18 protein-coding genes and 2 pseudogenes are annotated in these 14,606 nt (G+C 59.0%); 10 read left to right on the top strand and 10 right to left on the bottom strand.

What is annotated here, in order from left to right; all coding sequences use genetic code 11:
- The 3 genes and pseudogenes from IVA75_RS39010 to IVA75_RS39000 all read left to right on the top strand — a co-directional run.
- Positions 1-208, top strand: a pseudogene (locus tag IVA75_RS39010) (NYN domain-containing protein); the annotation flags it as partial.
- A 145-nt stretch (positions 209-353) separates the two neighbouring features.
- Positions 354-764 carry a hypothetical protein gene (locus tag IVA75_RS39005; RefSeq protein ID WP_247282423.1) on the top strand — a complete coding sequence of 137 codons (411 nt, stop codon included), beginning with the start codon at positions 354-356 and terminating at the stop codon, positions 762-764.
- 586 nt (positions 765-1,350) lie between these two features.
- Entirely contained in the window at positions 1,351-1,587 is a 237-nt protein-coding gene (locus IVA75_RS39000; protein ID WP_247282422.1) for a PilZ domain-containing protein, read from the top strand.
- 520 nt (positions 1,588-2,107) lie between these two features.
- Here IVA75_RS39000 and IVA75_RS38995 read toward each other — a convergent pair.
- Positions 2,108-2,266 (bottom strand): hypothetical protein, encoded by a 159-nt coding sequence (locus IVA75_RS38995; protein ID WP_247282421.1) that lies wholly within the window; start codon positions 2,264-2,266, stop codon positions 2,108-2,110.
- Between the two features lie 1,332 nt (positions 2,267-3,598).
- Here IVA75_RS38995 and IVA75_RS38990 point away from each other — a divergent pair.
- Positions 3,599-3,853 carry a hypothetical protein gene (locus tag IVA75_RS38990; protein ID WP_247282420.1) on the top strand — a complete coding sequence of 85 codons (255 nt, stop codon included), beginning with the start codon at positions 3,599-3,601 and terminating at the stop codon, positions 3,851-3,853.
- Positions 3,854-3,959: 106 nt separating this feature from the next.
- Here the strand turns inward: IVA75_RS38990 and IVA75_RS38985 are convergent, their stop codons facing one another.
- Positions 3,960-4,217: a hypothetical protein gene (locus IVA75_RS38985; protein WP_247282419.1), complete on the bottom strand. Its 258-nt coding sequence runs from the start codon at positions 4,215-4,217 to the stop codon at positions 3,960-3,962.
- A gap of 563 nt (positions 4,218-4,780) precedes the next feature.
- Positions 4,781-5,044, bottom strand: coding sequence for a hypothetical protein (locus IVA75_RS38980; protein ID WP_247282418.1), 264 nt, complete (start codon positions 5,042-5,044; stop codon positions 4,781-4,783).
- A 166-nt stretch (positions 5,045-5,210) separates the two neighbouring features.
- Here IVA75_RS38980 and IVA75_RS38975 point away from each other — a divergent pair, with 166 nt between their 5' ends.
- Together IVA75_RS38975 and IVA75_RS38970 are read left to right on the top strand one after the other, a co-directional pair.
- Positions 5,211-5,390: a hypothetical protein gene (locus IVA75_RS38975; RefSeq protein WP_247282417.1), complete on the top strand. Its 180-nt coding sequence runs from the start codon at positions 5,211-5,213 to the stop codon at positions 5,388-5,390.
- Positions 5,391-5,544: 154 nt separating this feature from the next.
- The gene (locus IVA75_RS38970) at positions 5,545-5,862 is read left to right on the top strand and encodes a hypothetical protein (protein ID WP_247282416.1); all 318 of its coding nucleotides are present in this window, start codon (positions 5,545-5,547) and stop codon (positions 5,860-5,862) included.
- Positions 5,863-6,549: 687 nt separating this feature from the next.
- On the opposite strand, the gene IVA75_RS40240 is transcribed toward IVA75_RS38970, so the two are convergent.
- A complete protein-coding gene (locus IVA75_RS40240) occupies positions 6,550-6,684 on the bottom strand; it encodes a hypothetical protein (protein ID WP_256465072.1) in 135 nt (44 codons plus the stop codon).
- A 248-nt stretch (positions 6,685-6,932) separates the two neighbouring features.
- Here IVA75_RS40240 and IVA75_RS38965 point away from each other — a divergent pair.
- Positions 6,933-7,217: pseudogene (locus tag IVA75_RS38965) on the top strand (hypothetical protein); the annotation flags it as partial.
- A gap of 218 nt (positions 7,218-7,435) precedes the next feature.
- On the opposite strand, the gene IVA75_RS38960 reads toward IVA75_RS38965, so the two are convergent.
- Positions 7,436-7,573: a hypothetical protein gene (locus tag IVA75_RS38960; RefSeq protein WP_247282415.1), complete on the bottom strand. Its 138-nt coding sequence runs from the start codon at positions 7,571-7,573 to the stop codon at positions 7,436-7,438.
- Between IVA75_RS38960 and IVA75_RS38955 the strand changes: the two genes are divergently transcribed.
- The 3 genes from IVA75_RS38955 to IVA75_RS38945 all read left to right on the top strand — a co-directional run bounded on the left by IVA75_RS38955 (position 7,572) and on the right by IVA75_RS38945 (position 8,460).
- A complete protein-coding gene (locus IVA75_RS38955) occupies positions 7,572-7,862 on the top strand; it encodes a hypothetical protein (protein WP_247282414.1) in 291 nt (96 codons plus the stop codon). The genes IVA75_RS38960 and IVA75_RS38955 overlap by 2 nt on opposite strands.
- Positions 7,863-7,906: 44 nt before the next feature.
- Positions 7,907-8,209 carry a hypothetical protein gene (locus IVA75_RS38950; RefSeq protein ID WP_247282413.1) on the top strand — a complete coding sequence of 101 codons (303 nt, stop codon included), beginning with the start codon at positions 7,907-7,909 and terminating at the stop codon, positions 8,207-8,209.
- Between the two features lie 71 nt (positions 8,210-8,280).
- Positions 8,281-8,460 carry a hypothetical protein gene (locus tag IVA75_RS38945; protein WP_247282412.1) on the top strand — a complete coding sequence of 60 codons (180 nt, stop codon included), beginning with the start codon at positions 8,281-8,283 and terminating at the stop codon, positions 8,458-8,460.
- 366 nt (positions 8,461-8,826) lie between these two features.
- Here IVA75_RS38945 and IVA75_RS38940 read toward each other — a convergent pair whose 3' ends face one another.
- The 5 genes from IVA75_RS38940 to IVA75_RS38920 all read right to left on the bottom strand — a co-directional run bounded on the left by IVA75_RS38940 (position 8,827) and on the right by IVA75_RS38920 (position 14,440).
- A complete protein-coding gene (locus tag IVA75_RS38940) occupies positions 8,827-9,030 on the bottom strand; it encodes a cold-shock protein (protein WP_247282411.1) in 204 nt (67 codons plus the stop codon).
- 2,059 nt (positions 9,031-11,089) lie between these two features.
- Positions 11,090-11,431, bottom strand: coding sequence for a hypothetical protein (locus IVA75_RS38935; protein WP_247282410.1), 342 nt, complete (start codon positions 11,429-11,431; stop codon positions 11,090-11,092).
- Positions 11,432-11,809: 378 nt separating this feature from the next.
- Positions 11,810-11,986, bottom strand: a complete 177-nt coding sequence (locus tag IVA75_RS38930) for a DUF3606 domain-containing protein (protein ID WP_247282409.1) — start codon at positions 11,984-11,986, stop codon at positions 11,810-11,812.
- A gap of 531 nt (positions 11,987-12,517) precedes the next feature.
- Positions 12,518-13,441 carry a non-homologous end-joining DNA ligase gene (ligD, locus tag IVA75_RS38925; protein WP_247282408.1) on the bottom strand — a complete coding sequence of 308 codons (924 nt, stop codon included), beginning with the start codon at positions 13,439-13,441 and terminating at the stop codon, positions 12,518-12,520.
- A gap of 498 nt (positions 13,442-13,939) precedes the next feature.
- Positions 13,940-14,440 carry a hypothetical protein gene (locus tag IVA75_RS38920; protein WP_247282407.1) on the bottom strand — a complete coding sequence of 167 codons (501 nt, stop codon included), beginning with the start codon at positions 14,438-14,440 and terminating at the stop codon, positions 13,940-13,942.
- Between the last annotated feature and the right edge of the window lie 166 nt (positions 14,441-14,606).

Raw genomic sequence — 14,606 nt, 5'->3', positions numbered from 1 at the left:
GGTCACCGTGATTTCCACGATCGCGAGCCAGCCGCCGATGATCGCCGACGAGCTGCGCCGGCAGGCCGACGTCTTCACCGACCTCGTCGAGCTGCAGTCCAAGCTCGGTCGCGACCCGTCCGAACGCCCCGCCCCGCGCGATCGTGATGCGCGTGGACACATGCCCAAATTCTTGCAAGAACCGAAGGGAAACGACCCACACGAGTAGACCCTGAAGGCGGCGCCCACATTCCGCAAGCGCGGCTCGCAGTGGGCATGTTTGTCGCTTGAGATATCTTGGCGTCGGCTCCTTGTCGCTTGCATGAAAAGGGCGGCGTCCGGCATTGTGTTTTTGCTGGCGAAGCGAACCTGCTGTGGCTCTGAAGAACCCCGACGCTATCGCCGTCATCGTGACCGCCCTCCGGCTTTCTCACGGCGACGAAGCTGCACGAGCCATGCTGGTCGGCGGCATGAGCTTGGCCGTGCTGATAGAGACGATGTTCTCCGCACCGATCGGGCGACGCGATGCCGTTCGATACGTCGCGTCTGCCTTGGACGATCTCGCCATCTCGCCGGACCCCGGCCCGGTCTGGCATCTTCGCTACGTTTACGAAAGTCATGGCTCGTTTCGCGTCGTCGATATGGAGATTGCGACGCCAACCGGCACACTGTCCAGTAAAGACGTCTGGCTTCGTCTGCCCGTTAGCTATCTCGCCACCTCTGCGATGTGGCCGGTGCTGTCGACGATTAGCGAGCGCGCGGTGCCTTCCTTGACGGCCTTGTAGGTCTTTATCTTTCCGGCTGGTAGTTCCTGGATGTGCGAATAGCCGGCGGCGCGAAGCTTAGCGATGATCTCCTCCGACGTCAGGCTGAGCGCGGACGAGGATCCCCAAACCAGTGCGAGGGCAGCCATGATGAAAGATCGCAGCACTTGCCCTCGCTTGCGCACTCGCCGCCACCGGGTTGGCCCGTTAGCCTAATTGGCCTCAGACCCCGAAAGCGCCTCCAGCCCAGTGTCTATCGCCGCGATGTCCCGCTCCATCTGGGCAATCGCTAACCTGCAACCAAAGCCCTCCCAGGCTTTCAGGTCGACCGCCAGGCGCTGGCGGTGCATCCTTAGATCCTCAAGCGACTGGCGGTCTTTCAGTCTCGCGTAACTCCCACAACCTAAGGGACTTCCATTTTTAGCTAATTTTTAGATTTATTATATTAAAGCATATTTAATGTAACAGTCCGATTTAATGTGGTATTTATTTAGGCCACGCCGGGTTGGATGGGCTACCGAGATTCTAACGAACTCATTTTGAGGCAGTAGGTGCGACGACAACCGACGTGCGCTCTGCGGGCGAATCCTTTTCTCGGAGAAAAACTATGGAGCAGAACAGTTCTCATTCGACACGCATCCCAAAGTCCGGCTCAATCAGCTTCGGCCGTTCAAAAGCAAATTGCTTGATCCGCAGCATCTCTGTATACGGTGCCGCCCTTGATATTGCAGGAAATGAAAAGATTCCCGACGAATTCGCGCTGACTGTCATTCCGGACGGTGACCCACGTCGCTGTTCAGTCGTCTGGCGTAAAGAAAAACGTATCGCCGTCGCGTTCTATTGATACGCCGCCAACTCATGCGGATGCAGGATTTCAGCAGCGGCGAGCCGCCGCAATTTGTGAGGCCGAACGCTCGTTAGCCAACGCGTATTTTGCCAAGGGCAAGGCGCTGCCAGCCTGCGTAATGCGCGATTAGCACTCGCGGCCCGACGCGTCCTTGTCCGGTAAGACGCGCCGGGCCTAACCATTCCCTGCTTTCCCCGTAAGGTTTGGCCGAGCTAGCATAGAGCGATTCTACAAGCGACTTATACGTGTCTGTGCAATCCCCAGAACGCGATCAGCAGGAGGGCCACGGCCCCGATCCCCAGCAACATGAGAAAGTTTCCAGCATGACGAATCAAGCTCCGGCTCGTGTGCAAGATACACGGGACGAAATTCGCCTGATAGCCGCTCTGATGGTGGAGACGGGCCGCTGAGCATCTAGAATTTCTCTGACGATCTTTAGCCTCTTCATCCGTCGGCAAAAAAGAATCCACCGGCAGAAAGGCGCAACTGAGGGCACCTTCCTTATCTCTCTTAATGCCTAGCTGCGAGGAGTCTTGTCTTCTGGGTTGAGCAGGCCAAGCCGTCGCTCCAGCTCTTGCTTTTTGGCCACGAGCCTCGCGGCAAGAATGTCATTTACGAGCGCGTGGAATTGCCACAGCTCTTCAACCGACATGCTATCAAACGGCTTCCGTTCCATGAATCCCCCGACTCACGTGTTCCCACAGCTTGGGCTTACAAGCGGGAGCCGGCAACGCTTTGTCGGTTGAGCGCGGAAGGTTATCTACTGTGACGGCGTGTGCGCGATTTTTCGGAAGCTCGCCGGCACGACCTCGACAGGTAGCGTCGCAACTCAGCTTGCATTAATCGGTGTCGCAACACGCCCAATTCTGCAATCTGATGTTCTAGAATTGCGACACGTTGATGCAAGGCGATAGCGGCATAGGGGATACGATCAGAAATAATCATCACGACCTCAAAATAAATAGACCGCAAAAACATCTCGACAATCTGAGCAGTGCGCCAGAAGACCGACACAATTGCAAGGCGAAGCCATTTTCGCATTGGCACACAGCTGGCAGAGACGTGGGCCGCGAGTTGAGGCTTTGAAGGAACGGAAAGGCGCGCGGGCATTTGAATTCGCGCTACCTCGCCCAAGCTGGCGGAGCGGCCCTCGGCGCACCCCAAAAGCCGCCCTGAAGCCGGGGCGGTCTCTACGCCATCAAGGCCAAATGAGAGAGGCCGCTTACTGAGGAGGCCCTACTTTTTGAGGGCCTTCGGCAGCACTGCCACGAAGGGGAGTGAATATACTTCCGTGCCGGACTCGTCGGTGACTACCACCGCCGCCGGCACATCAGGTTTTCGGGCCTTGATTGCCTCTGCCAATAGTTCCCGAGCAGCTTGTTCGGCCTCCCGTGTCGCGGCCGAGATGTCCGGTAGGTCTACGCCGTCGTCGTCCGTCCGTGCCTTGTCACCGCTCTTAAAGTGGAAGTAGTACCGAGAGACCTAACGATATCCGGGATTTTTGCTAATCCCGTCCCGGGGCTGGACGGATATCAAGCCGCCGGGACAAGGTATTGTTTGCCCGGCGGCTTCATTTTCGCTTGTCGGCTCAGGGGGGACCACGTGCCAGCGTCACCCGGCGGAGCTTCAGGCCACCTACGACAAGCGCTAGTTCGCGCGCGTTCCACCCTACCGGGACTCGATAATTTGCGCGGTGCTTACGATGCCGCTTAGCAGCATGCGCGTTCGTCGATGCACGAAATGGTCCGGCCACTATCCACCCGCAGCCCTGCGGAATGGCTGGCCGACGGCCATGTGACCTGCAATATCCAATGCCTGAACGGCCGCTGCGATCGCATGGTCGACGTGCGGCTCAATACACTCCCGCACGATCAGCCGTGGTCGCGCGTCGGCTTGCGCCTGGTCTGCTCAGCCTGCGGCGCCGCAGGATCTGTGCATATGTTCCGAACTGGCATGACAGTCGCGGGCAAGTCAGGCCAAGCATGGGGCTGAGGTTTTGATTCCAGCGATGAAGCACGTCACCGAACGCCCTTTCGCCGATCCGGAAGTCGCCGCGCGCCAGCTCGTTCAGCTAGCTTCGAGGGTTGATGCGGTACAGGACGGCCGCATCCACATTGAGAAGATCAACTATCCCTTCCTCTACACGCTCAAGGGAAGCGGCACCGAGTTCGGTGCCGGCATCAGGTGCGCTGTCGAGAAGGGCTGGCTCGATCTGCACGAAAGCGGCACCTATGTGCGGCTGCTGAAAGCCGTAGGAACCTAGCATCACTGCCCAGCTTGCTGTCTCGCTAGCTCTCTTCTTTGAGATGGCGGAGCGACCCCGGCATCAATCCTCAGGGCCTCAAGCCGGGGTTGTCTCTCCTTCTAGCTTAGCTTGGCTCGATCTTTCGTGCGGCCAATTCCTGGTCCAGCTCCTTCAAGCGAACGAGTAGATTTTCAACGATCTCCATGCAGTCGGAATGCCTCAACGAGTGCACGCCACGCGCTGCCAGCTCTTGCTCCAATATGGTCGCCACGATGCCTTGGATGCTCACAATCTCCCCCGGAAAACATGCTCCGGCCAGATACGGCTCAACAAAGAATTGGGTTCGCTCAAGGGAAAAGCCGCAGCGTGGTTCCAGCCCCACTGCGGCATTCCCGGGCAACTTGAAATTGGTTGGTATTAAATCGCGCCGGTGTTCTCACAGTAGAACACCCCATACCAACAATGGAGTCGGGACAACTACGGGAGTGCCATGGCATGGATCGGTTTCCAGCCCCCGTGCTCCCGGCAGCCGATCCAATTGCGGATTAGAGCGCCGGAGCCTCGAAAGTGAAGGTCGCAGGAACGGCTAAAAGGCTGCTCCTGCGACCGACGCCGCGACGTTTCGCACGATCGGCACGGCACTGGTGGTGCTAGCACAGTGGCCCGCCAGCGTGAACCAGCGAGCTCTTAAGTCGGATGTGCGATCACCTTACCAAGGAAGATTGAGCGCGACGAACAGCGCCAGGCCGACCAGAACTAGTCCCCACATGAGCGGCCTGACGGTTGCTAAACGATCCACGATATTCCCTGAGTCGATGAGATGCTTACAACGCATCCGAGGCGAAAGTTGGGGCTTAGCCGCATGGAGACTCCCCATGCCATGCGCGCCGCTTTGAAATGAAACAGACCCGCGCCACAGGATCCGCAGCGCGGCGCGCGCATGCGTTAAAACGACCCCGGCTGTGATCGCGGAAGCATGTAGCGGATCGTGAAGGAAGGTCCATCGCCGGCTGGTGGCGCATGGACTATCTGGTCACCGGGGTTTTGCAACTGCCGCATCGCCTCGCAGGCCATCGAGTGCAGGTTCTCGTCTGGGCAAACGACTCGGTGCAGCTCGCCGGCATTGATCTCGACGTGAGGACGGCCCTGCCTGGCCGCCCTGGCAATCTGAGCCTCAAGTTCCTCCCGGAAGTCGTCCATTGTCGCCATCGTGGCCCCCCCGCTGGTCGTCGCAGCCGTGCGGTCCGGCTCGCATTCATCCCGGCTTTCCTCTGCAGCGCAATCGTAGAGCTTGGACCCTGGGAAAGTTCCCAGGTCACCGACCCGGCGCCAGGCGCTACAATTTCCGGTCGTTTGGTGTCCGGGACGTAGCGGTATGGAAGAATTGATTGCCCAGCGCGAGAAGTTTCGGGCGGAGGTGGAATATTGTGCTCGATTGTCAAGAACTGCGCCCGACAGGCAGACGCGCGCGCTGTTCGAACGGCTCGGAGAGATGGTGCAAGAGATCGAGACGACGATCGCCGCGCGGGCCAAGCTGAGTGGCCGCTGGGAATAGGTGCGATAAAAATCGTCGTCAGCCGCGCGCGTAAGGACTGACTTAGCCCCGCTGATTTCGTTGACAAAAACGGCCTGGTTTTCTCACCTTTTGAATACCCTTTTCGGGTGATGGGAAATTCCTTATTCGTTCTCGCATGTCAGACGACCTCACCATGCGCCGCACCGTCGGCGGCGAAACCGCGCCCGACGATTACGAGGTGATCTGGGACGAGCTTTCGATCGGACGGATCTTCCGCGGCGTGGGCGTCGCCGGCATCAACGGGTGGTCCTGGTCGGTCTTCCTGCCGAACGTGCCGCAGCGCGACCAGCACCGCGGTGGGGCCGGCAGCCTCGCCGAGGCCAAGGCCCGCTTTCGAAACGCATGGGACGATCTGCACGGGCAGATCAGTTACGATGAGATAAGGAAGGCCCGCGAGATCCAGGGCCGCCGGCGGCCGTGGTACCGCCAGAGCACCGTCCGCCCGCTTTAACTTGCTTGAAGGCACCCATCTGACGCGCGTTGTATAAACGCGAAGGTTGGGGACCGAATCAATGCTGAAGCGAGTGGCCAGAGCAGAGCAGCATCCACGCTGCGAGAACTGCGACATCCCGACAATCCTGAGAACCTTCGTTCTCGACACCCAGTCCGGTCGCGAAGTCGGGGTGTACCAATGCCCTAACTGCGCCAAGCTGCACTGGAAAGAGTGAAGCAAATCAGGACGAAGCGCGCGACCCTAATCCGCTGGTGAGGTGAGACGCTGCGATCGGCTCGGCTTCGCTCCACGTTCGAATTCGACCGTCAGATTTTTTAGCGAGACCTTGACGGCGAAGCCAGCATCGAGCCAAGCGCGTGCTTGACTGTGACCTGCGCGGACGTTCTCGTTGCTCCACCACGAGGTGAACTTTCGAGCCGACGCCGGGAGCTTGCGTCCTAGGACTTCCTCGATTTCGGCGAACGTTAGGCGAACGATCGGTCCACGCTCATTCGACAGGCGAACATGCAGTGGCTGGTAAATGGACTTTCTAGGGTTCATGGCCTCAACACCGCAATGTAAAGCCTTCATCATAGAACATCCGCGCGGCGCTGCATTGATCGCAGACCGCTTGGACCTCGCAATAGCGGCAGTGCCTGCGGCTGAGAAGACGCCCGCCCAAATGCGGCTACCTGCAATCGCGCCTTAGTGCTCGGTCGGCCCGCGCTTTTGACGCGACTGCGCCTGCTGCTTCTCAAGCTGCTCCTCAACGAACATCAGGACAAGGCGTCGCGCGTCCTTGTCTGCGATCTTCTGGAAGGCTGTGATCAGGCGTAGCATCTGAAGATCTTCAACTCCTTGGGGCATGGCAAAGACCTGATCGGGAAAACGGACACTGAAATACGTGAAATTATGCCGCCGTTACTCCCGGAAAGGAACATGGAACTTGGTTGAAGGTTAAACCGTGCCGGCTCGCCGGCAGAGCTGGCGGAGCGGCCCCGGCCACCCTCAAGAGCCCCTTAAGCCGGAGCCGTATCGCCCGGTCGGCCGATTGTATGGAGTAAGCGTATGCGCTTCCCGCCCACGATCGTGCCGGCTGCGCCTGGCGCGAGACGGACGAAGCGGACACCGACCTCGAGACCGTGCTGCAAGGCCTCCTCTCCGGCCAGTACCTCTATCCGGTCCGGATCGTTTGCTTCGACGCGATCGAGGGATGGTCGCGCGACGCGACTTCTGGCGTGGCCGACGCGCTGGCCCAACGCGCGGCTGACAGCGACGATGAAGTCTCAGCCGCATTGGAGGGCTTCATCAGCGCCAACGCCACCAAGCGGTTTGACATCCAGCTCACGCTGCCGCTGAAGGGCGCCGTTTGATGTTCCGGGAGGGCAAGCTGAAAGGCCCTGCGCCGCAAGACGAGCGCGATGCTTCATCCGCTGCACGATCTGCGGCAAGGTACCGGACACGCGAGACCTCGGCGACGTGCTCGACCATCTGCACGGCCGGGAGATCGAGGAAGGGCCGGCGGTTCAATGACGGAAGATCTATTCCCGCCTTGAAGTGGATTTTTAACAAGCCCTTTTCCCGTGTTTCCTTAGCAGATCATGAAGGCCTCGACTGCAAGGGCAACTAGAGTGGTGTCATTCTCTGCAGCCAGAACCTTCAGAGCCCGGGCGCCCTCCGGGTTGATGCGAAGGATCATCTTTTTGGTGAGATCATCGGCGCGGGTCATGTTGAGTCCTGATCAGGTCGCATTATACGAGGAGATCAGCCTTATGACATGTACGCGCTGTGACAACACCCACTGGGTTTGCGAGAACCATCCCGATCGGCGTTGGGAGGGGCCAAAAGCCTGTGGCTGCGGCGGCGCCGGGGAGCCCTGCCCCGACTGCAACAAAGCCACGCCCGACGAGATGCCGGTGCTGCCGAAGGGCTTTGATAACAACCTCACCAGCATCGAGGTCATGCGCTCGCTGGTGAGGAACTCGGCAGGAAAGCCGCGCCGGAAGCCGCAGAAATAGGCCGGCAGACTCCAAAAAGCCGTCCCGCAACCTATCTGTTGGCCATGTTGAAAGCGTTCGAGTTCTGCCTGCCCACGGCGGCAAAGGCCGCGCCTGCTGATCCCGACTGGATTCACGAAGTCAAATATGACGGCTACCGCCTGCGCGTCGAGCGCCAGGGCAAAGCCGTGCGGCTGATCACCAGGAACGGCCATGACTGGACGAAGCGTTTCCCCTGGATCGTCCAGGCGGCGCTGAAGAACCGCGAGCAGCAATTCGTCATCGACGGTGAGACTGTGGTTGCTCGGCGTCGACGGCGTCTCGGACTTCACGCGCTGCATTCGCGCAAGCACGACGACGAGGTGTAGCTCTAAGCGCGCGGGTTGCGAACTGCGCACTATGTTGTGAGACCGCGCCTTCAACATTGAAGGAGCGCCGCTTGCCGAAGAAGAAACAAGTAGTTCGTCGCGAGTGGACCACGTCCGACGTCAAGGAACTCAAGGCGCACTCAAAGGCACGAACGCCTGTCATGAAAATAGCCAAGATAACCAAGCGAACCGAGGGCTCGCTACGTCAGAAGGCGCTCTACTTGAGAATTGGTCTGGGCCATCAACGGTGATTGAAAGCTCGCTGGCTCACACAGAACCGACCTACCGAATTTCGATACTGGTTTGACATCAATCTGACACGCTCGGGTGCAGATTATTCGTCTTGCGATGCGCCGCTGAATCTCGCGGCCTCGTGCTAGAGGTTGAGGGCTCGCTATCGCCAGCCCCGGCGGGCCCTCCCTCAGTCAGCAAGACTGACGTTTAAGTTTTCCATAAGTGTGACATCGACGACATTGCGCCCCCGCACTGTCGCTGTAGGCTTGTCTTGCCGGGGCTGGAATCAATCTTTCACGTCTTCATTTTACCCGGCTGGCCGCAGTGGTTCGCCGCTGCGGCCTTTTCGTGTGGCGCCTATCTTCACGGCGCGTTTGGAGGGCTCACTCGACGCGCAGATTTTCCGCCGAGTCTTTTTCGCGATTGTTCACGACGTCAAAACTGACTTTGGCTCCCTCATTGAGGCTGCTTAAGCCGGCTTTCTCAACCGCCGAAATATGGACGAAGACGTCCTTGCCGCCGTTGTCAGGTTGAATGAACCCGTAGCCTTTCGTCGGATTAAACCATTTCACTGTCCCCATAGCCACGTAACGTCTCCCTTTCCAAAAACTAAAACCAATACTGGAACTCAGACAAAAGCAAGCGGCTTGGAGGCCACGGCTCCGCAATCGCTTTGCGCCGGAGTCCCCCTGCCGCGCCGACCGACAGGACCCATTTTTCAAAAGCTGCGCCCGAGGTCCAGCACAACATCAACCGGCTCGCGGTCACAGCCGACGAGGATTGCCTGGCTTTCGCCGATGGCGTTCTCTGAGTGATCAACACATGTCGAAACCGCTACTCGGTGTCATTGAACAACGAATAGGGGCGACCGCTCGGCGGAGGCTAAAGCATGTAAGTAATTGTAAGCCAACCCGACACTGCGAAACACACTACAAGTCCGACATAGGGAAGAGCCACGCTCATTGGAATCTCCCAAGGAAAGAATTACGTAGAAATAGCCGTCTCTCCGACGCTCGCATCTACGACAAGCCTAAATCCTCGCCTTGTCGCAAGGCGGGCTTTCTTAACGTCCGTATGTTTTCGGAGTTCGATCTCTGCTAGCGCAACGCGCCTGCGCAGCCGTTGGACCTCCAGCATCAAGTCGTTTAGCTTTTGGAGTTCCTCAGAAAAATGGCGGCGACGTGGGCTACAAAAAGCATCCATTGGCCCCTCACAATCAGTCAGATCTGCAAAAAAAGATAGATTAATAGAATACTACTATACGCTTCCGCTTTTCAAAAATAGGTTTTTTGGCGGAAGTTCCCTCAAAGGAACTGACGGGCGCTTGCGAAACCGACCTATTTAATTCAGACTATTTAAATCGGTATTATTAGGAGCCGGGACGTAGGGCTGCAGCGCACTATTTGGCTGCGGCTACCCTCGCGTTTGATCTGCCGGAAGGCATTAGCTCAGGACTGATTTCCGTCCGCTCATTAGCCGCGCGCGGTGCTCGGCGACTTCGGTTGCCCCGTGAAGTGATTGAGAGTTTGAGGCTCGGATGATTTTGGATCTTCTTGTCGTCGTACTTGCCGTATCCGCCATCTCGTTGTTAGTCGCAAACCATGTTGTTCGGCGACGAGACGTTCTGTGGCAGGTGCGAAAGAATAATCGAGAAGGTCGTCAGGCTCTTCATGCAGCGTCTCTCATGAATAGGCGCCGCTCCCCAATTTCCTTCAGAAGCCGCGCCCGCAATTCGAGCGCGACGTCGGCCGACTCAACGTCGCAGCCGATCAACGACCTTGGCTCGCGATCCAGCGGAGATGCGCGGAACTTTGATCGCCCGAGAGCGGCGGCGATTGCGATCCTTAGGTCCCTGAACTCGTATGGGTCGTGAGGGCCGCACAAAAATTTTGATGCCTTGTCGGAATACGGCAACTGCCTCAGGCCTCACCTGCGCAGAACGACGCCGCTTCACGGCACCAAGCCGGTAAGAAAAGACGCGCGCGGGATCGAACGCGCTGAGTTTACACGTCACCTCGGGATCAGCATCCCTATAGATCAATACGGTCCAAAGGTCGGAACCCGCGTCGACAAAGACGTCGCGATCAGTTCAGAAACTTCACAGCGAGACGGCGCTCATTACGCCATACAACGGAGCAATCAACATTCAAGCCAGCACATGGAACACGCAGCCCAAATGCCGCGGGCACGATAGGCGCGCTATCGATTTGGACGATCGCAGAAGAATCCGTGAGGTGCCGGACCTTGCATCGCACAGGACTGCCCTCGACCAATATCTGCGCAGTATAGACGTTACGTCGCCGCTCGTTCGCCACGTCCCGCAGTCTCCCCGCTCTAGCGCGCGAGAGATATTGATCGGCGATTCCAGTCTCAAATGAGGCTGGACCATGGTTTCATTGGCCACGAGCCTCTATCTCCATCGCAGCCAGGCCTCCACGGCCACGCGCCGCCGTGCCAGCGCCATCTCGCTCTCTCGTCTAAGGCCGACAACTCTTTACCCTCCGATCGAAGGCCTAATTGGCGATCCATTTGCTCGAGACCCCAACGGCCCATGGCGACTTTCAGTTCTTATGGCGTTGGCGTCACGCGCGATCTCCATTGTGCTTCGAAACTTCCACGCCCTGTTCTCCAAGCAGTCTCGCTTCGCTATTTTTTCGGCGCGGAGCCGTCCTTTAGGGAAGCATTGTAGTCGGCCTGCGAACTGTTGATGCTTGGTTGATCGTTCGGTGTACTGCTTCCGGTTGTCGTTCCTGCCGTGCTGGTTGTCTCCCCGGGCGCATGAGAAGCCGCGCCGGGCTTGTCCTGATTGGCGACATAGCCAGATTCACCGGGGTTACGGGTTTTTACGCCTTTGTCGGCTTCAGTTTGCACATTTTGGTCCACACCGGCCTGAGACGTCGCGCGCGTCTGCTGCGCGGCAGCGGGCATCGAAATGAGTGGCAGCGTGGCAACAAATGCCAAGGAAAGCTTTCGATGGTTGTTCTCCATCTAAACCCTGCCCTTGCATCAACGTGCGCATCTCCGAACATCTTCGCGAAACTGCTGAAAATTTGTGACTGCGACGTTGGCACGTTTCAAACAGCGGACGACATGTCGCATTAGCGTACGCTGCTCATGGGCGCTGTGACCGCCCTCATTTTTCACCATGTCTCCGCGGGCTCCAGGTAGGCAGTCAGTAGGCTCTGCTTAGCGCCATTGCACGGGTCACCGGCACCACACTGGCAGCGGAGCTCTGCGCTCCATGCCCGGTCCGGGTGGCTCTCGTAGACAAAGCCGATGCCTAAGCAGATGGGACAGTTGGGATTGGTCATGGCATGAAAAGCGCGCGGCCCCTGCTCCATAGATCGCAAGCACCGCGCGCCTCGGTTACGCCGCCAGTTCTTTGCGAACCGCGGCGGCCGAATTGCCCACCTTGTCGACGGCCTTCTGCAGTTCGTCCCTTAAGACACCAAGCTCCTTGGTCCAATACTTGACCTCGAAGTCTTCGTGCATGTTGATCTTGCTAGGCTCGCGCTGGTCCCATTTGGTGAGATTGTCGCTCATCCTCCTCCTCCATCGCCTTTACAAGCCGCTCATCGTCGAGAACGGCCAGTAGGTCATTGATCGTTTTTTCGCTGTCCATCGGCCCAGGCTCGACATAGCGAGCCAGGATGGCCTGGGCTTCTTTTACCGCTCGGGCTACGCGATCCGGCATGCCGGTACTCCACTCACTGGCGAGGAAAACGCCCGTAAGACGGCTGTGTTCCCAAAAGGAAGGCCTCCGGGAGGACGGAGGCCTAGTCTGGGGAGGTTGCAGCATATGCTTGGAAAACTTGACCTGCTGCGCCCCGTTCCTACCGCTGCGCATGAAGCTGGCGCCTCCGCGCTGATCGCTTAATCTGCGTTATGGGTGCGCTCGAGCAGGAGCCCTGCTCGCGTCCCCGTAGTGGGCTCGTCCTGCCTTTGGCGAGCAATGGTGAGAGGCTTCAATAGAACCCGTCTGCTTGGATCCTTGGCGCATCAACGCCACCGCGTCTTCATCGCCCAGGCGGAGGCATCAGTAGCCCGCATGCGATGGCGTCGAATGTACGTGAGCTATTTTTTGGATAACCCTTTGAACGAACTGGCCCGCAGCAGGCCTTCCGAGGTGATGTCGCGGTATTCGATGTCGGCGTAGAATTTCGGCTCGACCCAGGTGGCTTTCGGTTTCTTGATGGGCTTGGTGAGCTTTTGCTTCGGGCTGGCGACAGTATAAAGCGCCTTGCGGATTTCCGCCGACTTCGTCCGGCTCCAGCCCGTCCCGACCTTCCCCATGTACCGCAGCTCTTTCCCTTCCTGCTTACCGAGGTAGAGCGCGGCGACGCCGGAGGGGTCCTTGACGAAGCCAACGACGGGGAATTTCTCGCGCTGGACGGTCTTGATCTTCTGCCAGGCCTCAACCCGCTCCGAGCGGTACGGCGCATCAACCCGCTTGGAGACGATGCCCTCGTAGTTCAGCTTGCTGGCCGCCTCGAACAGCGCCTGCCCATCACCTTCATGGTGCTCACTATAGAAGATCGGTGCTTCCAGCCCGTTCTCGTCTATCAGCTGCTTCAGCAGCTCCTTGCGGGCAAGCTGAGCCATTCTGCGAAGGTCCTTACCGTCCAGCCATAGAAGATCGAAGGCGAAGTAAACCAGCCGGTCCTGGTCGCCCCTGCCGAGGTCCGCCTGAAGTTCTGAGAAGTTGGTCCGCCCTTCGTGGATGACCACCACCTCGCCGTCCACGATGGCCTGACCCGGAATGTCGAAGGCACCAGCAATAACCGAGAACCGATTGACCCAGTTGTGCCCGTTCCTGGAGAAAGCCTTCCGGTCGTCGCGGTCGATGTGAAGCTGGATGCGATAGCCGTCGTATTTGACTTCGTGAATCCAGTGAGCCCCCGAAGGCGCTTTCATCTTCAGGGTCGCAAGCTGGGGGCTGATAAAGCCCGGCATGGAAGCTCGCGGCTTCTTGGCCGGAGCCTTGGTACGCTTTGCCACTGACGCAACTCACAAAAAGCCCGCCGCCGGTGTTGGGAGCCGACGGCGGGGCAGTCTACCTACCTTATTCACGACTCTCCAACCGGGGAGCCGAAGCGGCGTTCCCGGGCGTTCTCTCATACAACCGCAATCGCGATTCCAGGTTGTATTTTCAACGTCAACGAGAACGGCCGCCGAACGGCTAGAGAACGCGACGTGATAGAGCGTTCTTCAGGAGGAACACCTAAGGCTCGATCGGTAATTTCAATATCACTTCCTCGATCATATCCTCGACAAACCCAGTTGCCCGGGAGGCATGGACTACCACCGCTGAGGTGTGGGCTGCGGTGTTCCGAACCGCGTGGATTCTGCTCCCGTCCACCTCGTTGCGCGCCTTACTCTGTAAGGATCCCGTGCACAACTCGCCACCCGGATGGCCGAACCGAAACGCGCTCGGTAGAGCGGGGTGGCATGGCCGCAAACAAGGTAACGGCGGTACGCTTGGGGCTGGGAAGGCATTCAACAGTCCGCGACTATCCCGAGCCGCCGGAGCAACACCGGCGGCTTTCTCTTCGGCCGATCGAGGAGATGGGGCCGAGCTCGAAAACGCATCATAGCTCCAGACGCATTTCGAGCCTGCTCGCGAGCCGCACGGCGGCGCTGACGGCGCTCGCTCCTGCGCTTGCCCCGATCGGCCGAGAGCCGCAGAGGCGGCACCTGCACAACGGCGTTCTCGGCAGGAGCGGTGTTGAGTGGTTCGTCGGTGACGCGGCGCGCCTCCATGAGCTCCAACACGGCCCGCCCCTCGCTGGTGATCTTCCAACCGCCACTTTCGCGCACAACGAGACATTGCGCGAAGATGTCCAAGCCAGGCACGCGCGCGGCTAGCCGCTTGGTCCGGTCGGCCCAATCCGGGCCGCTGGTTGCCAGGATCGCCATATCGCGCTTGAGATCGTCCATTACGGCAAAGCCGTCCGGGTAGCTCACCAGGATCTTCAGGACAGTGATCTGAAAATTCACGCGGCCCCCCGCCTGGCACCGCGCCGCGTGGTACGCTTGCGGCAGGCGGTCACGTCCGGCCTGCCCCAGCGCCTCCGCGCGTATCTCGCATCCGTGGCCTCTATTGAGATCGTCAGGTACGCATGTGGGCGCGCGGCGATCTCGCGTCGCGGAACGCTTTCAGAGG

The sequence above is a fragment of the Bradyrhizobium sp. 134 genome (assembly GCF_023074155.1).
GTDB lineage: Bacteria > Pseudomonadota > Alphaproteobacteria > Rhizobiales > Xanthobacteraceae > Bradyrhizobium.
This window is presented reverse-complemented; position numbering and strand designations above follow the sequence as displayed.

Bases quoted from the DNA above. Each gene is read 5' to 3' on its own strand.
- IVA75_RS39000 (WP_247282422.1), top strand. From the start codon at position 1,351: ATGGAGCAGAACAGTTCTCATTCGACACGCATCCCAAAGTCCGGCTCA.
- IVA75_RS38995 (WP_247282421.1), bottom strand. From the start codon at position 2,266: ATGGAACGGAAGCCGTTTGATAGCATGTCGGTTGAAGAGCTGTGGCAA.
- IVA75_RS38990 (WP_247282420.1), top strand. From the start codon at position 3,599: ATGAAGCACGTCACCGAACGCCCTTTCGCCGATCCGGAAGTCGCCGCG.
- IVA75_RS38980 (WP_247282418.1), bottom strand. From the start codon at position 5,044: ATGGCGACAATGGACGACTTCCGGGAGGAACTTGAGGCTCAGATTGCC.
- IVA75_RS38975 (WP_247282417.1), top strand. From the start codon at position 5,211: ATGGAAGAATTGATTGCCCAGCGCGAGAAGTTTCGGGCGGAGGTGGAA.
- IVA75_RS38970 (WP_247282416.1), top strand. From the start codon at position 5,545: ATGCGCCGCACCGTCGGCGGCGAAACCGCGCCCGACGATTACGAGGTG.
- IVA75_RS40240 (WP_256465072.1), bottom strand. From the start codon at position 6,684: ATGCTACGCCTGATCACAGCCTTCCAGAAGATCGCAGACAAGGACGCG.
- IVA75_RS38955 (WP_247282414.1), top strand. From the start codon at position 7,572: ATGTTGAGTCCTGATCAGGTCGCATTATACGAGGAGATCAGCCTTATG.
- IVA75_RS38960 (WP_247282415.1), bottom strand. From the start codon at position 7,573: ATGACCCGCGCCGATGATCTCACCAAAAAGATGATCCTTCGCATCAAC.
- IVA75_RS38950 (WP_247282413.1), top strand. From the start codon at position 7,907: ATGTTGAAAGCGTTCGAGTTCTGCCTGCCCACGGCGGCAAAGGCCGCG.
- IVA75_RS38935 (WP_247282410.1), bottom strand. From the start codon at position 11,431: ATGGAGAACAACCATCGAAAGCTTTCCTTGGCATTTGTTGCCACGCTG.
- IVA75_RS38930 (WP_247282409.1), bottom strand. From the start codon at position 11,986: ATGAGCGACAATCTCACCAAATGGGACCAGCGCGAGCCTAGCAAGATC.